This window comes from Azospirillum cavernae (assembly GCF_003590795.1).
Classification (GTDB): Bacteria; Pseudomonadota; Alphaproteobacteria; order Azospirillales; family Azospirillaceae; genus Azospirillum; species Azospirillum cavernae.
Map to the genome: position 1 here is coordinate 229,387 of NZ_QYUL01000003.1, position 15,477 is coordinate 244,863.

The 15,477-nt window shown below is 66.6% G+C and carries 12 protein-coding genes; 5 read left to right on the plus strand and 7 right to left on the minus strand.

Annotated features, from left to right (window positions below; translation table 11 throughout):
- The first annotated feature begins 44 nt into the window (after nt 1-44).
- Entirely contained in the window at nt 45-725 is a 681-nt protein-coding gene (locus tag D3877_RS20965; RefSeq protein ID WP_119832739.1) for a response regulator transcription factor, read from the plus strand.
- Nucleotides 726-900: 175 nt separating this feature from the next.
- Here the strand turns inward: D3877_RS20965 and D3877_RS30890 are convergent, their stop codons facing one another.
- On the minus strand, nt 901-1,701 hold the full coding sequence (locus tag D3877_RS30890) for an HNH endonuclease (RefSeq protein ID WP_274379642.1): 801 nt from the start codon (nt 1,699-1,701) through the stop codon (nt 901-903).
- Between the two features lie 262 nt (nt 1,702-1,963).
- On the opposite strand from D3877_RS30890, the gene D3877_RS20975 reads away from it, so the two are divergent.
- The 4 genes from D3877_RS20975 to D3877_RS20990 all read left to right on the plus strand — a co-directional run bounded on the left by D3877_RS20975 (nt 1,964) and on the right by D3877_RS20990 (nt 9,073).
- Nucleotides 1,964-3,136 (plus strand): DNA polymerase IV, encoded by a 1,173-nt coding sequence (locus tag D3877_RS20975; protein ID WP_119832740.1) that lies wholly within the window; start codon nt 1,964-1,966, stop codon nt 3,134-3,136.
- Between the two features lie 204 nt (nt 3,137-3,340).
- Nucleotides 3,341-5,497, plus strand: coding sequence for a hybrid sensor histidine kinase/response regulator (locus D3877_RS20980; protein WP_158599959.1), 2,157 nt, complete (start codon nt 3,341-3,343; stop codon nt 5,495-5,497).
- The gene (hypF, locus tag D3877_RS20985) at nt 5,494-7,725 is read left to right on the plus strand and encodes a carbamoyltransferase HypF (protein ID WP_238475010.1); all 2,232 of its coding nucleotides are present in this window, start codon (nt 5,494-5,496) and stop codon (nt 7,723-7,725) included. Before D3877_RS20980 ends, hypF begins: the two co-directional genes overlap by 4 nt.
- Before the next feature lie 76 nt (nt 7,726-7,801).
- Nucleotides 7,802-9,073, plus strand: coding sequence for a hypothetical protein (locus D3877_RS20990; protein WP_238475040.1), 1,272 nt, complete (start codon nt 7,802-7,804; stop codon nt 9,071-9,073).
- A gap of 13 nt (nt 9,074-9,086) precedes the next feature.
- Here D3877_RS20990 and D3877_RS20995 read toward each other — a convergent pair whose 3' ends face one another.
- From D3877_RS20995 to D3877_RS21020, 6 genes are all read right to left on the minus strand, one after another.
- Nucleotides 9,087-10,217, minus strand: a complete 1,131-nt coding sequence (locus D3877_RS20995; RefSeq protein ID WP_199720874.1) for a prohibitin family protein — start codon at nt 10,215-10,217, stop codon at nt 9,087-9,089.
- Nucleotides 10,214-10,411, minus strand: coding sequence for a hypothetical protein (locus tag D3877_RS21000; protein WP_119832742.1), 198 nt, complete (start codon nt 10,409-10,411; stop codon nt 10,214-10,216). The genes D3877_RS20995 and D3877_RS21000 overlap by 4 nt, the downstream gene beginning before the upstream one ends.
- A gap of 115 nt (nt 10,412-10,526) precedes the next feature.
- Complete coding sequence (locus tag D3877_RS21005; RefSeq protein ID WP_119832743.1) at nt 10,527-11,216, minus strand: YcjF family protein; 690 nt, start codon at nt 11,214-11,216, stop codon at nt 10,527-10,529.
- Nucleotides 11,217-11,413: 197 nt separating this feature from the next.
- Entirely contained in the window at nt 11,414-12,148 is a 735-nt protein-coding gene (locus D3877_RS21010; protein WP_119832744.1) for a thioesterase II family protein, read from the minus strand.
- Nucleotides 12,145-13,800 carry a cyclic peptide export ABC transporter gene (locus D3877_RS21015; protein WP_119832745.1) on the minus strand — a complete coding sequence of 552 codons (1,656 nt, stop codon included), beginning with the start codon at nt 13,798-13,800 and terminating at the stop codon, nt 12,145-12,147. The genes D3877_RS21010 and D3877_RS21015 overlap by 4 nt, the downstream gene beginning before the upstream one ends.
- Nucleotides 13,797-15,446 carry a cyclic peptide export ABC transporter gene (locus tag D3877_RS21020; RefSeq protein WP_119832746.1) on the minus strand — a complete coding sequence of 550 codons (1,650 nt, stop codon included), beginning with the start codon at nt 15,444-15,446 and terminating at the stop codon, nt 13,797-13,799. Before D3877_RS21020 ends, D3877_RS21015 begins: the two co-directional genes overlap by 4 nt.
- Nucleotides 15,447-15,477: the final 31 nt, after the last annotated feature.

Sequence of the window (15,477 nt, forward strand, 5' to 3'; positions counted from 1 at the left end):
CCGGACAAAAGCCGGACGGCGCAGCGCCAGGGGGAAACGACGGCATGAGCAGCGACGCGGACACCACGACCACAACAACAACCATCGTCATCGGCGACGATCACCCGCTGGTGCAGGCGGCCCTGCGCGACGCGCTGGGCAAGGCGATGCCGGAGGCCGCCGTGATCGAATGCCTGGATCTGGACGCCGTGATGGCGGCGGTGGCGGCCCGGCCCGACGGGGTCGATTTGGTGCTGCTTGACCTCAACATGCCGGGAACCCATGGATTCGCCGGGCTGTTCCTGATGCTGGCCCATCACCCGACGGTGCCGGTCGCCATCCTGTCGGCCTTGCAGGACGCCGACACCATCCGCCGGGCGTTGGCCTATGGCGCGTCGGGCTACATCCCGAAATCCCTGTCGATGGCGGCGATGGCCGACGCCATCCGCGCCATTCTGGCGGGCGACGTGTGGGCGCCGCCGCTCAGCGCGCTCGACACCCCCGAAGCCGACGAGGCCGAAGCCGCCCGCCGCTTCGCCTCCCTCTCGCCCCAGCAACTGCGCATCTTGACGATGATCGTCGACGGCAAGCTGAACAAGCAGATCGCCGGGGATCTGAACGTGTCGGAACAGACGGTCAAGGTCCATGTCTCCAGCATCCTGCGCAAGCTGAACGTGGTCAGCCGCACCCAGGCGGCGGTGGTGGCCGGACGGCTGGCGGTGGACGGCGACGGGTTGAGGCCGTAGGCGCGGCGCAGGGAAATGAGAAATAATCAGAAAATGTGTCTGATCCTCATGATGTGTTTAGAGCATATATGAAGTAAGGAACTTACCATAATCTGCCAACCTTGCTCCATGTGATGGGCGGCTGCCTCCTATGAGAAGGGTTGAGCAGTTCTTGGCATCACAGGAGGCGCGCCAGTTACCCATAGTGAGAAAATCTATGGCAATTTGGACAGAGCGCCACGGTGTTATCAACTGTGTCGTCTCCATTCTCCGAAAGCGGGACGATGTGATGAACCTCAAGATAGGGAGATTCGTCTGCTTTCCGTTTAAATGGAGCATTTTCCCCACACTGTTCGCATGTTCCTTTTGCCCGTGAAAGGGCGGTCGCGACCACGTTAGGATTTCTTTGATAATACCATACTAAAATTGGCCGTTTCCCCGGTTTTTTAGGATAATTATCAATATTTTTCATCCATTTTTCCCCCTTTAGGGCATTTTCAACCTCTTCGTAAAAACTATTTTTATAATGACTAATGCTTTGAAAGCCTCCGACTCTGCGTCTGAATTCTTTTGCTAGACCTGATAGTCTAGGAGGCATTGAATGATGTGGTAATCCTGCATTTAACATTATATCGATAATATCTTGCATGGTGTAATGCTTATTATCATCAATAATGTTTGCGAGGTATTTTATTGAATCAATCAAAATTTTTGTTTCTTTTCCCCCTTCGTGATGGCTCGATGTTATAATGTGACTATCGTTTATGCCGACAATGAAGAATTTTTTCCTTTTATCTCCCGTCAATATCTCATCGTATAATTGAAATATGCTTTCGATGCTTCTCTCTAAATTTTCAATCATTTTTTTCCTTATCGCGTTCGATGAACATAGGCTCATTATAGCACATTCCTGATGCCCTTGTTCTAGACTTTTCCAGTGAGAGATGCCTGGGAGTTGTGGTGCGCTCATAGTGACCAGAACCATGCCGCCGAACATATTGATTCGTTGTTTGGTGGTGGGGACCAGGCTCCTCCAGTGTGTCGTCAAGCCAATGATTTGCCCTACAATCCAGCCTCTGATGCAGGCGGAATCAGCTTCACACTGCGTTCTGTTCGGTATTGAGGCAGTGGCTTGGCTGTGTTTGTTCCTTTTTTGTACCCAACAGACTGGCCCGGCGCGCGCGGTTTTGCTAGAGTGAGCGGGCCGGGTCGCCGCCGTTGGGTTGGGCGGGCGAGCCGGGCCGGAGGTTTTGGCTGGGATGAGCGCGCCCTGTGTCTGCCGTGATTGCGCCGCCGCGTTTGACGGGCAGGCCGCGCGTTGCCCGAAATGCGACAGCCGCCGCCTGTTCCGTCACCCGGAACTGCATGATCTGACCATCGGCCACATTGATTGCGACAGCTTTTACGCCACGGTGGAAAAGCGGGATCGGCCCGAATTGGCCAGCCGTCCGGTGATCGTCGGCGGCGACGACCATCGCGGGGTGGTCGCCGCCTGCTGCTACGTCGCCCGCATGTCGGGGGTGCGCTCGGCCATGACGATCCGCGAGGCGCTGGACCGCTGTCCCGACGCCACCATCATCCGGCCCGACATCGCCAAATACAAAGAGGTCGGCCACCGCGCCCGCGCGATCATGGAGGCCTTCACCCCGCTGGTCGAACCGATCAGCATCGACGAGGCCTATCTCGACCTGAGCGGCGTGGAAGAGCGCCTGAGCGTCAGCCCGGCCCAGGCGCTGGTCGAGATCGTTCGCCGCTTTGAAAGCGAGCTGCGCATCACCGCGTCGATTGGCCTCAGTTACAACAAGCTGTTGGCGAAAATCGCCTCCGACCTCGACAAGCCGCGCGGCTTTTCCGTGCTGGGCCGGGCCGACGCGGCGGCCTTTCTGGCGCCCAAGCGCGTCACGATCCTGTGGGGCGTTGGCCCGGCCTTGGAACGCAAGCTGTTCACCGATGGCGTCACCCGCGTCGGCGATCTTCAGGACAAGGACGAGCATTGGCTGGTCAAGCGCTATGGTGCGATGGGGCGGGTCCTGCACAACTTCGCGCGCGGCGAGGATACCCGGCGGGTCCAGCCGGAATCGGTCAGCAAAAGCGTTTCGTCGGAGGAAACCTTTGACTGGGACGTCACCGCCTTGCCCGCCCTGACGCAGGAGCTTCGCCCGCTGGCCGCCAAGGTGGCGCGCCGGTTGGAGCGCGAAGGGTTGCTGGGCCGCAGCGTGGTGCTGAAGCTGAAGACCAAGGATTTCCAACAGCTCACCCGCTCCCGCCGGGTTGAGCCGACCAGTTCCGCCGACGCCATTTTTGCCGCCGGTCTTGCCCTGCTGGAGCGCGAGGTGGACGGGCGCGCCTTCCGCCTGATCGGCGTCGGCTGCACCGATCTGGTCCATCCGGCGACCGATCCGGATCCGGAATTGGATCTGTTTGGTCACTGATTTGTCCCTATGGCCTATGCGGCTTGGCTAGGCAGGGTCGCGCGGAACGCCACCTTGACGCTTGCCACGGCGCCGCCGATGATCCACAAACCGCGCTGGTTGCAATCTTGGCGGTGGGGGGTGAGCCTTAACGCCATGGTTGCACGATCCGTTTTGCCGTCCTGGCCTGACCGATGGCTCTCTCACCTGCGCGCGAGTCGCCCCTTGAGACTTCTTTTTTTGATTGGCGTCTTGGCGCTGGCCGCCATTGTGGCGGGAACGGCTCAGTACACCCAAATTTTGCGCGACAAGGAGATCGACGGGGCCAAGCGCGAGTTGGCGACGCTCAACCTGTCGCTGGCCGAACAAACCGCGCGCGCGCTTCAGAGCGTCGATCTCGTGCTGACCAGCGTCATCGACCAGATGAAGGCCGAAGGGGTGGCGACGCCCGAGGATGTCGTCCGTCTGCGCTCCGACCAGGACACCCATGAGCTGCTGAAAGCCAAAGCGTCGGTGGTGCCGCAGCTCGACGCGGTGACGCTGATCGGGGCGGATGGGCAATTGGTGAATTTCTCGCGCTTTTACCCGCCGCCGGCCATCAACGTGGCCGAGCGCGATTTCTTTCTCGCCCTGAAGGACCGCAACACCGACGAGCCGTTTCTCAGCCAGCCGGTGGAAAATCGCGGCAGCGGCGCTTGGACCGTCTATCTGACCCGCCGGGTCAGCGCGCCCGATGGCCGCTTTCTTGGGCTGGCGCTGGGGGCCATCGACCTTGATTATTTCCAGCGGCTCTATCGCGGTTTGCGGGTTGGCGACGCGACCAGCAGCATCAGCCTGTGGCGGCGCGACGGCATTTTGCTGACCCGTCATCCGGCGCTGCCCGGCGTCGGCAAGCCGGTTGGCCAACGTCTGTTCCTGGACGTGCTGTCAAAGGCCGACTCCGGGGTGTTTCTGGCCCCGGACGGGTTGGACGCCGGGACGCGGGTGGTGGCGACGCGGGCGGTGCAGGCCTATCCGGTGGTGGTCAACGTCACGCGGACGCTGGTGGATGTGTTGGCGGGCTGGCGCGCGCAGGTCGCCACCATCGTCGTGGCCGGGCTGGTCGGTTCGTTGGCGGTGCTGTTGGCGCTGTGGGCGCTGGCCCGCCAGTTCTGGGCCTATGAGGCGACGGCCCAGGCGATGGCCGAGGCGCGGCAGGCGGTGGAGGGGCGTGAGCAGGCCGAACAAGCGTTGCGGCAGGCCCAGAAGATGGAGGCCATCGGCCAGTTGACCGGCGGCGTCGCCCATGATTTCAACAATCTGCTCCAAGCCATTGGCATCAATTTGCACGTCATCGAAAGCCGCAGCCAGGACGACCGCGTGGTCGGCCCCGCCCGCATGGCGCTTCAAGCGGTGGAGCGCGGGGCGACGCTGACCCAGCATCTTCTGGCTTTTTCGCGGCGTCAGCAGCTTCGCCCGGAGATCGTCGATGTGGACGTGCTGACCGCGCGGGTGGCGGCGCTGTTGGAGCGGACGCTTGGCGGTGCGGTGCGGGTGGAGCGCTGGTCGGCCCCCGGCCTGTGGTCGGCGATGATCGACGCCAACCAGTTGGAAATGGCGCTGATGAATCTGGCGATCAACGGGCGCGACGCCATGCCGGGCGGCGGCACTCTGACCATCGCCGCGACCAACCGGGCGGTCGGCGAGTCGTCCATCGCGGGCCTGTCGTCCGGCGAGTATGTCGCCATCGCCATGCGCGACACCGGGACCGGCATGACGCCGGAGGTGGCGGCGCGCGCCTTTGAACCCTTTTTCACCACCAAAGAGGTTGGGCGCGGCACCGGCCTGGGCCTCAGCATGGTGCATGGGTTGGCGACCCAATCGGGCGGGGGCGTGGCGATTGACAGCCAACCCGGCGGCGGAACCACGGTGACGCTGTTCCTGCCCCGCGCAACGGCGAAACTGGTGGCGATTGCCCCGGCGTCGTCGTCGGCTTCGGCGCGGGCGCCGGTGGGCGAGGCGGCGAGCCTCTGCTCGATCCTTTTGGTGGATGATGAGGATCTGGTGCGCGGCGCCACCGCCGATTTTCTGACTCAGGCCGGTTTCGCCGTGCAAGAGGCGGCGGACGCGGAAACCGCGCTTGGTTTGCTCGATCAAGGGCCGCCGGTTGACGTGATCGTCACCGACCACATGATGCCGGGGATGAACGGGTTGGACATGGTCCGCGCCATCCGGGCGCGCAACAACCCCATTCCCATTCTGATGGTCACGGGTTACGCCGAGGAGTTGATGGCGGAGGTGGTGGATGTGGCCGATGGCTTGTCGCTGCTGGCCAAGCCGGTGATGCCGCAGAGCCTCGTCCGCTCCATCCGCTCTATGGCGGCGATGAATTCAGCGGCATGATGCGGCGTTTGCAAATCCGGGTGCGCGGGCTGGTCCAAGGCGTGGGGTTCCGCCCCCATGTCCACGCGCAGGCCCTGCGCTTTGGCGTCACTGGCTGGGTGCGCAACGATTCCCAGGGCGTGCTGATCGAGGGACAGGGGGACGGCGTCGCCGCCTTTGTCGAGGCGCTGACCGCGCAGGCCCCGCCGCTGGCCCGCATCGACGCGGTGGAGAGCGTCGAATGTCCGGCGCTGGCGGGAGAAACCAGCTTCGCAATCCACGCCAGCGACGCCAGCGGGGTGGTCGCCACCGGCGTGGCCGCCGACGCCGCCGTCTGCCCGGCCTGTCTGGCCGAGCTGTTCGATCCCAGCGACCGGCGGCATCGCTACGCCTTTTTGAACTGCGCCCATTGCGGCCCGCGCTTCACCATCACCCGCCGCTTGCCCTACGACCGACCGCAAACGGCGATGGCGGGCTTTCCGCTCTGCCCGGCTTGCGCGGCGGAGTATGACGATCCGACCGACCGGCGCTTTCACGCCCAGCCCACCGCCTGCCCGGATTGCGGCCCCCGACTGTCCTGCCCGCCGGAGGTCATCCTCGACCATCTGCGCGCCGGGCGGATCGTCGCGCTGAAAGGGTTGGGCGGCTTTCATCTGGTCTGCGACGCGACGCGGGCCGACACGGTGGAACGCTTGCGCCGGGTCAAGCAGCGCAACGGCAAGCCCTTCGCCCTGATGGTCGCCAACGCCGCCTCCGCCGCCCGCTTCGTCGCTTTGTCGGCGGAGGAGCGCGCCCTGTTGACCGGCCACGCCCGCCCGATCCTGCTGGCCCGGCGGCGCGCGGACGGCCCGGTGCTGGCCCCCGGCGTCGCCCCCGATCTGGCGTGGTTGGGCGTCATGCTGCCCTACACGCCGCTGCATCACCTGCTGTTTCACGAGGCGGCGGGGCGACCGGCTGGTACGGGCTGGATGGAGGAACCGCAGGATCTGGCCCTGGTGATGACCTCGGCCAACCCCGGCGGCGAACCGCTGGTCATCGACAATGACGAGGCGCGGGCGCGGCTGGGCGGCATCGCCGACGTCATCGTCGATCATGACCGGCCCATCATCGTCCGCGCCGACGATTCGGTGACGCGCTGGCTGGCTGGCGCCCCCGCCGTGCTGCGCCGGGGGCGTGGGCGGGTTCCCGAACCGATCCGGCTGGCCCATCCGGTTCCGCCGATTCTGGCGGTCGGCGGCCATTTGAAGACCGCGATTTGCGTGACGCGGGGGGACGAGGCGTTCCTGTCGCAGCACATCGGCGACCTCGACAACGCCGCGACCATCGGCTTTTTCGAGGAGACGGTCGGCCATCTGCTGCATCTGCTGGGGGTGGCGCCGGTGGCGGTCGCCCACGACGCCCACCCTGATTTTCCCAGCACCCGCTTTGCCGAACGCTTGGGCCTGCCCATTGTGGCGGTGCAGCATCATCACGCCCATCTCGCCGCCGTTTTGGCCGAACATCGGGTGACGGAACCGACGCTTGGTCTGGCGCTCGACGGCTTCGGGCTGGGGCCGGGGGGCGAATCCTGGGGCGGGGAGCTGTTGCGGGTCGAGGGCGCGGGCTTCACCCGGCTTGGGCGCTTGGCCCGGCTGGCCCAACCCGGCGGCGACGTCGCCGCCCGGCAGCCGTGGCGGATGGCGGCGGCGGCCCTGGCGCGGATGGGCCGGGCGGAGGAGATTCCCGCCCGCTTCGCCGCCCATGGCCCGGCGGAGGGGGTTCGGCGGATGATCGAGCGGGGGATCAACGCGCCGCTGACCAGCTCTTGCGGGCGCTGGTTCGACGCGGCTTGCGGGATCCTCGGCGTGCGCCCGCTGGCCGGGTTTGAGGGCGAGGCGCCGATGGTGCTGGAATCGCTGGTCCACCGTCCGCGCGTCGCCGAGGGGACGTGGAGCGTCCGCGACGGCGTGCTCGACCTCACCCCCCTGCTGGAGCGTCTGTTGACGGCGACCGACGCGACGGAGGGGGCCGAGCTGTTCCACGGAACCTTGATCGCCGCGTTGATCGCCTGGGCGCTGCCGGAGTTGCGAACGCGCGGGGAGCGGCGGATCGCGCTGTCGGGCGGTTGCCTGATGAACGCCGTTCTGGCGGCGGGATTGGTGGACGGCTTCGCCGCCGCCGGGGTGGCGGCGCTGCTGCCGCGTCAGGCCCCGGCGAACGACGGCGGTCTGGCGCTGGGGCAGGCCTGGGTCGCGGCGCGGACTCTGTGAGGGCTGCGGTTGCGGCGACGGGGCGAACAGCCCATATGTTGCGTTCCTATGAATCTGGAAAGCGACGGTGTCCGTCATGCGTGTGGTCAGCGAGGGACGCCGGGCGGCGTTGGGAACGATGGTCGCCGTGGCGGCGCTGCTGTGGACGGCCAACATCCCGGCCCGCGCCGCAACCGCGTCAACCGCCGGGACGGAGCTGGCGGCGAAGACCTGCGCCACGCTGACGGCACGGGTCGATGAGATCCCCGGTTCGGGATCGGTGTTTCTGCGCAGCTACGACAACGCTTTCGCCGCCGGGCCGACTTCGGAACCGGCGCTGTCCGTCGCCGCCTTCACCTACGACAACGCGCTGGCCGTCATCGCGCTGCACGCCTGCGGCCAGCGCGCGCAGGCGTTGCGGATCGGCGAGGCGCTGTTGGACGCGGCCAACCTCGACCGCGCCGGGCGCAAGGGGCGGCTGCGCAACACCTACCGGGCGGGCGCGCAGAAGCAGCGGCCAATCCCGCCGATGGGCTGGTGGGATGTGGTGGAAAACCGCTGGCTGGAGGATCCCTATCAGGTCGGCACCGCCACCGGCAACGTCGCCTGGGCCGGGCTGGCCCTGCTGACCCTGGCCGAGGCGACCGGCGAAAAACGCTTCCGCGAGGGGGCGGCGGGGTTGGCCCGCTGGGTGGTGGAGCACGCCGCCGACCCGCGCGGACCGGGCGGCTTCAACGGCGGAGTGCAGGGCTTTGACAACGCGTCGCAAGCGCTGACCTGGAAGGCGACGGAGCACAACACCGATCTGGTCGCCCTGTTTGACCGGCTGGGCGGCGGCGGCGAATGGGCGGCCCCGGCCAAGGCGGCGCGCGGCTTTCTGGACGCGCTGTGGGCGGCGGGCGGCGATCACTTCCCCGTCGGCACCACGCCGGACGGGGTGACGGTGAGCCGCGCCACCTCCGGCTTGGACGCCCAGCTCTGGCCGCTGCTGCTGCGCGACGCGCCGACGGGCTGGCGGGCGGCGCTGACCTACGCCGAGCGCGCCCATGGGGTGGAGGGCGGTTTCGACTTCAACGACGACCGTGACGGCGTGTGGGTGGAAGGCACGGCGCAAGCGGCGCTGGCCTATCGCGCGGTGGGGCGCAAGGCCGACGCCGACCGGCTGTTCGCCGATCTGTTGCAAGACGTCAGCCCCGGCGGCTTCCTGTGGGCGACCCGCTCGGCGATCCTGACCACTGGCTTGGCCATCGGGCCGGAGAGCAAGACCGCCGATTTCCTCTATTACCGCCGCCCGCATCTGGGGGCCACCGCCTGGGCGGCGCTGGCCGCCCAAGGCTGGAATCCCTTCACCGGCGCGCGGCTTCCCTGACCAAGCCCACCCGTTACGGCGTCGCCGAGGGCAGCGCCGCAGCGGGCGGCAGGGGCGGGGTGTTGGACGGCGGGTCGTTCGCCGGTGTGGTTGGCATGGTCGTGGTGGGCAATGCGGCGGTGGGCAGGGGGGCGGTCGGCAATGCGGCGGTCGGCAGCGAGGTCGGCAACGGCGCGGCTGGTTGTTGCGGCGCGGCCTCGCGCGCTGGGGCCGCCGTCGGCTTGGCGTCGTCGGCGGTGTTCAGGATGACCGGCAGACCGTCGCGCCCGCCGATGATGATCGTCTTGGCGTTGGGGGAATCGGCGAAGGCCCGCGTCGCTTCGATGCCGCGCAGGCGCAGATATTCCGGCGTGATGGTGTGGGCGACGGTTTCCTGGAAGTCGCGAATACCCTCGGCCTCGATCCGCTTCCGGTCCCGCTCCTTGGCCTCGCGGGCGACGCGGAAGTCGTATTCCTGCATGATCTGCTGCTGTTCCATCTTGCGGTCGATGGCCTGACGGACCAGCGGCGGCAGGGCGATGCCGCTGACCAGCACATCCTCCACCCGTATCATCGCCTCGCCCGCATGTTCGGGCGCGATGTCGAATTCGTCGGGGGGGACCGGGAAATCCTTGCGCGCGTGGGTCAGCAGGAAATTCTGAATGTCGGCGCGGTCAAAGGAATAGAAGGTCTCCGGGTTGCGTTCCGAAATGAACTCATACACCAGGCTGGCCATTTTGGGATGAACCAGGGTTTCGGCGTAGGCCGGCCCGGTCAGCTTGTGCAGCAGACCGGCGGCGGGCGGGTTGACGCGGTAGCGGATCGCCACCTCCACCGTCAGCGCCATGCCGTTGGCCGACACCGCTTCGTATTTGCGGTTGTCGTTGCGCAGACGCACGTCATACAGGGTCACGACGTCCCACGGGAAAATGACGTGCATGCCTTCCTTGAAGACATGTTCGGTCACGGTTCCGCCGAGAAAACGCAGCCACAACACGCCGACGTGACCGGCGGGCACCTCGATGAAGATCGACGGGCCAAGCGCGAACAGCGCCATCAGCGTGGTCAGAATCAGCGCGTAAAAGGAAATGGCGTGCCGCTTCATCCACAGCCGGGCGCGCTGTGGGGCGGATGGGTGGTGGGGGGCCAAATCGATGGTGGTCATCGGGATCTCAGCGACAGGATCTTGTCGCGCAGCCGGGCGCTGGGCCGTCCAACCGCCTGGATGATGAAATCAACCATTGGCGTCAGGAACAGAGCCAGCAGGAAATGCCCCATGAACCCGAACACGGTGTTGCGCCCCATGACGCCGCAAACCACGCAGGCGGCGATGTACAGGCCAGAAAAGATGATCGGCATGGTCCGGGCCTCAAGAAAAAACAGGCGTCGCTCGGGCGGCGCGCGGGATGACGCAGCCGGGGGCTGGGGCGGAGACGCCGAAACGGCCCCTCCGCCCCTGTCCTCCTAGCACGGATCAGGCCGCGACGGCGTCGGGAACCGCGTCAGGAACCACGCCCTTGCGGCGGCGCAGCTCGTCATACTTCTCGCGGAAATAGGTTTTCACCTTCTCCGGGTCGAAGGTCAGGAAGGTGCCGCCCGAGGCGAAATGCTGCTGGAACACCTTGCCAAGCGCGTAGGTGAAGGCGGCGTTGAACAGCGGCTGCGTGGCGAAGCGCGTGACCGTGCCGACCACCGGAACGCTGCGCAGCGCCGCGTTGACCGCCGCCGAACCCAGGATGCCGCCGCCCAGCAGAGCCGGAGTGACGCTGGCCAGCAGGGTTCCCACCGCCGAACGGCCGATGTCGGCGCGGAAGCTGACGCCATAGACGTCCGACAGCTCTTTCAACAGACGGAGCTGAACGACGGCCACGGCGGCGGTGTCCACGAAGGCCACCGGGATGACCCCGGCGGCGGCCGACAGCAGCACATGGTTGCGGATGATGGTGTGGGCGTGACGCTCGCGCTCGCTCTCAACGGTCGCTTCGGAGGCGACCGCTTCCGGGGCCGCGTCCAGGGCCGCAGCCTCGGGCGCGGCTTCCGACGCGGTTTCGGCGGCGCTGTCCGTCACGAACGGGGTGGTCGGGGCGGCGGCCGCTTCGACCACCGGATCCGGCGTGAACGGCGGGGCGCCGTCGCCGGTCGGCGGGTCTTTCTTAATGACCATCGGTTGGTGCTCCCAAAAAAGCATCGGTGAAGACCGCGCGCCAAACCGGCGCGCGGCGTGTGACGGCCCCAAGGGGACGGCCCGCGTTGAACCGCCGACGGGTGGAACCGACGGAGTCCTGATATGGGCTAACGAATGAACGCGTCATCGTCAAATCGGCAACAGCGCAATCGGAGGGGGTGAGGACAATCATGATTTTATAAGTCGAGCGGAAGAATGGTTTTTACAATTTCACGGCGGTGCTGAGTCAGGAAAAAATGGTCGCCCGGCAGAGCGCGCAGGGTGAATCCGGCCCCCGCCGCTCGCTCCCAACCCGCCACGTCGGCCACGCTGACCTCGGGATCCTCGGTTCCGGCGAAGGCGAACAGGGGAATCGGCAGGGGAGCGGGGGACGGATCGGAAAACCCGTCGGACATGGCGAAATCGGCGCGCAGCAGCGGCAGCATCAGATCCATCAACTCGGCGCAGGCCAGAACCTCCGGCGGGGTGCCGCCCAGCGCGTGCAGACGGTCGCGGAACTCCGCCTCGCTCAGGCTGGCGGTCGGCGCGCGGCGAAGCGGCTGGTCGGGCGCCCGTCGGCCCGAGACGGCCAGCAGCCGGGGCGGGCGCCCGTCCGCGATCAGGGCGCGCGCGGTGGCGTAGGCCAAGGCCGCCCCCAGCGAATGGCCGAACAGGATCAACGGACGGTCCAACCGGCTGGCCAGCGCGTCGAGGATCGCCGGAACCGCCGCCGCCACCTCGGTCAGGCAGGGTTCGCCGATGCGGCTTTCACGGCCCGGCAGGCGGACGGCGATGATCTCGTCGTCCGGCGCGGCGTGGAGATGCCAATCGCGGTACAGCGCCGCCCCGGCCCCGGCGTAGGGGAAACAGACCAGCGTGCGGCGCGGCTGGGAAACCGGGCGGAAGCCTTGCAGCCAGGGATTGCGGGTCATGCCGCGCCTCCGTCTTGCGTCGAGGCGGGGCCGACGCGCCCGGCTTCGATCCGGCCCTCGTTCATGTGGTACACGCGGTCGGCCAGACCGAACCAACGGTCGTCGTGGGTGACGCAGATGACGATTTTTCCCTTGGCCTTCATCTCGGGCAGCAACTCTTCATAAAAGACACGGCGGAAATGGGGATCCTGGTCGGCGGCCCATTCGTCGAGGACGATGACCGGCTTGTCCTCCATCTGGGCGACGACCAGGGCCAACCGCTTGCGCTGGCCGGTGGACAGATCGACGGTGGTGAAGGCCCCATCCTGAACGTTGGCCTTGTCCTGCATCTCCAACCGCTCCAGCAGGGCGCGCGCGCGGGCCGGGTCGGGATCGGCGACGCCGTAGAGCCGCCGCGACAGGTGATAGTCCGAGAAAATCGCCGAAATCTGGTCGCGGTAGCTTTGCATCCGCTCCGGCTCCACCGGCTCGCCATCGGCCAGCAGGCTGCCGCCGCTGAGCGGCATCAGTCCGGTCAGCAGCCGCAGCATGGTCGATTTGCCGGACCCGTTGCCGCCGGTGACGAAGGTGATCTCCCCGGCGTGGAACTCCGCCGACAGCGGTCCGACCGAAAAGATCGGGTTCCCCGCCGCGTCGGTGTAGGAAAAGCTGGCGTTGCGCAAGGCGATCCGCTGCGGCGGTTGGTCGAGCGCGCGGGCAGTTTCGTCGGGGGAATCGCCCGCCGCCGTGCTCAGCAGCGTCGCCATGCTTTCGATGTTGGCCAGGGCGAATTCGGTCTGCGTCACCAGCGGGGTGACGTGGGCCAGCGTGCCGACCGGCCCGACGATGAACAGCGCCGCCATGGTGGCCGGGACCACCACCTCGTGATAGCTGGTGGTGAACAGCGGCACGACGAAGACCATCAAGCCGACCAGCACGTAAAACAGGGCCTGGAGCAGGGCGAATTCGCGGCCCCACTGCGCCTTCATGCCGGTGTTGACCCGCCGCGCGGTGTCCGAGGCGTGGGCGAGATCGTCGATCACCCCGTCGGCCCGCCGCACGCTCATCCGCACCTCTTTGAAGCCGCGCAAAAGGTCGGTCAGCCCGTCGAACACGGACATCTCCGCCCCCATCGCCGCCCGCATCGACTGGCCAAGCGCCGCCATCCGCGAAAAGCGCAGGGCCACGGCGAATCCGGCGAAGCTGAAGGCCATCACGCAGGCGATGGGCGACAGCCACGCCAGATAAAGGGCGAGGAAGACCAGCATCGTCGCCTGCTGCCCGCCGATCACCAGCATCGGCAGGGTGCGGGCCAGCGTTTGGGTATCCTGCGTCAGGGCGCCGTGCAGGGCGGCGCGGCCCACCCGTTCGACCGTCACCAGATCGGCCCGGCGCACCGCGTCGAACAGGCGCACGCGCAGCCGGTGGATCAGCCCCTCGACGTCCTGCGAGGCGGTGACGAGCACGTAATTGTGGGTCACGCCGAACAGGGTGATGGTGACGGCGAACAGCAGCAGCAGGCGGACGCTGAGGGTTCCCTTGGCGGCGTCCTTGGCGGCGAGATCGACGACCCAGAGAAGGACCGAGGTGGACAGCGCCGACAGCGCGGTCATGATCGCCAGCGACCGCAGATTTTGCGGAATTTCCTGCCGGATCAGACGGATCAGCCTCACGCCGCACCCCCTTGCGGGACAACAAGTTCGCTCAAACGGCCTTCCTCCATGTGCAGGCGGCGGTCGGCGACGTCGAAATAATGATCGTCATGGGTGACGGCGATGATGGTCAGGCCGCGCCGTTTCAGCTCAGGCACGATCTCGCGGTAGAATTTCAGGCGGAAATGCGGATCTTGATCGGCGGCCCATTCGTCGAGGATCAGGATCGGCTTTTTCTCCAGAATGGCGGCGACCAGCCCCAGCCGCTTGCGCTGTCCGGCGGACAGGTCGCGCCGCCCAAAACGGTCGCCTTCCACAGCGGTGACGCGCTCCATCTCCATCCAGCGCATCAGGGCGTCGGCCTCGGCCCGGTCGGGGCGATCCATGCCGTAGAGGCGGGCGAACAGGTGGAAATCGGCGAAGACGGTGGCCATCAGGGCGCGGTAGGCCGTCTGACGGCCCGGCCCGATGTCCACGCCATCCACCGTCAACCGCCCGCGCAAGGGGTGATAGAGGCCGGTCAGCAGCTTGATGAAGGTTGATTTGCCCGACCCATTGCCGCCGGTGACGAAAATCGTCTCGCCGCGCCGGATGGTCAGGTCGAAGGGGCCGACGGCGAAGCTTTGCTCCCCCGCCGGGGCGGGAAAGGCGAATTCGATCCCTTCCAGGCGGATCTCCTGGAAATCCTCGGGCACCGGCAAGGGCGGGGCGCTGGCCCCGGGTTCGGCCAGCCCGTCCAACTGGCTTTCCAGCTCGATCATGCGCCCGGCGGCAGAATCCGCCGCGCCCATCACCGCCATCGACTGCATCAGGCCGAACACCGGCGAGGCCATGAACAGGATCGCCGCCGTCACCTTCACCACCTCCTGCCCGAAGGCGGACGAGTAGTTGGGCACGACGAAGACCACCATGCCCAGCATCATGTTGAAGGCGGTTTCGCCAAAGACGAACTGTTGCCAGCCGTGGAGATGCACCTCGTTGCGGGCGGTGGTGGTGGTCGCCGACACACGGTCGAAGGTGGCGTTGAGGTCGCGGCTGCGGGCGCTGTTCAGCCGTTGTTCCTTGAAGCCGTCGAACAGGTCCGACACGCTTTCAAACAGACCGGCCTCCTGGGCGTTCAACGCCTCCTGCCGTTCGTTCAGCGCCTGGCCCAGCCGGGTGTAGCTGACCGCGCCGACGGCCATCAGCGCGCCGATCAGCAGGAAGGCCAAGGGCGACAGGATGGCGATGTAAACCAGCACCGCGACGATCATCAGGGCCGAGCGCAGCGACAACGCCAGAAACTGCGAATTCATCGAAATGACTTGGCAGCTCTGGGTGATGCTCTCGAACAGCGGGGTTTCGCCAAAGCGCTCCAGCTTCCACAGATCGGCGTGGCGCAGCCGGTCGAGCAGCCGCATGCGCAGGCCGTCGATGGCCTCCTCGATGTCGGCCCCCATGCGGGCGACCATCCAGCTTTCCGACGCGGTGTAGAGCAGCACGCAGACGACGAACAGCGCCGCCATCCACAGATTGACGACGTCGTTCTTGTTGTCGGCGATCTGCTGCGCCGCCTTGTTGACGACGGCCAGCACCACGGCGCTGCTGAGCGCCGAGGCCGCCGCGCCGACCACCAGACGCCGCAACGGCAGCGGCCCCAACCGGGCCAGCAACAGCGCGACGTTCATCGCGCGGCCTCCGAGGCGGCGTGGCCCCGTT

Excerpts from the sequence above, each read along its gene's own strand:
- D3877_RS20975 (WP_119832740.1), top strand. The coding sequence starts at position 1,964 with ATGAGCGCGCCCTGTGTCTGCCGTGATTGCGCCGCCGCGTTTGACGGG.
- hypF (WP_238475010.1), top strand. The coding sequence starts at position 5,494 with ATGATGCGGCGTTTGCAAATCCGGGTGCGCGGGCTGGTCCAAGGCGTG.
- D3877_RS21010 (WP_119832744.1), bottom strand. The coding sequence starts at position 12,148 with ATGACCCGCAATCCCTGGCTGCAAGGCTTCCGCCCGGTTTCCCAGCCG.
- D3877_RS21020 (WP_119832746.1), bottom strand. The coding sequence starts at position 15,446 with ATGAACGTCGCGCTGTTGCTGGCCCGGTTGGGGCCGCTGCCGTTGCGG.
- D3877_RS20965 (WP_119832739.1), top strand. The coding sequence starts at position 45 with ATGAGCAGCGACGCGGACACCACGACCACAACAACAACCATCGTCATC.
- D3877_RS21000 (WP_119832742.1), bottom strand. The coding sequence starts at position 10,411 with ATGCCGATCATCTTTTCTGGCCTGTACATCGCCGCCTGCGTGGTTTGC.
- D3877_RS30890 (WP_274379642.1), bottom strand. The coding sequence starts at position 1,701 with ATGTTCGGCGGCATGGTTCTGGTCACTATGAGCGCACCACAACTCCCA.
- D3877_RS20995 (WP_199720874.1), bottom strand. The coding sequence starts at position 10,217 with ATGACCACCATCGATTTGGCCCCCCACCACCCATCCGCCCCACAGCGC.
- D3877_RS20990 (WP_238475040.1), top strand. The coding sequence starts at position 7,802 with ATGCGTGTGGTCAGCGAGGGACGCCGGGCGGCGTTGGGAACGATGGTC.
- D3877_RS21005 (WP_119832743.1), bottom strand. The coding sequence starts at position 11,216 with ATGGTCATTAAGAAAGACCCGCCGACCGGCGACGGCGCCCCGCCGTTC.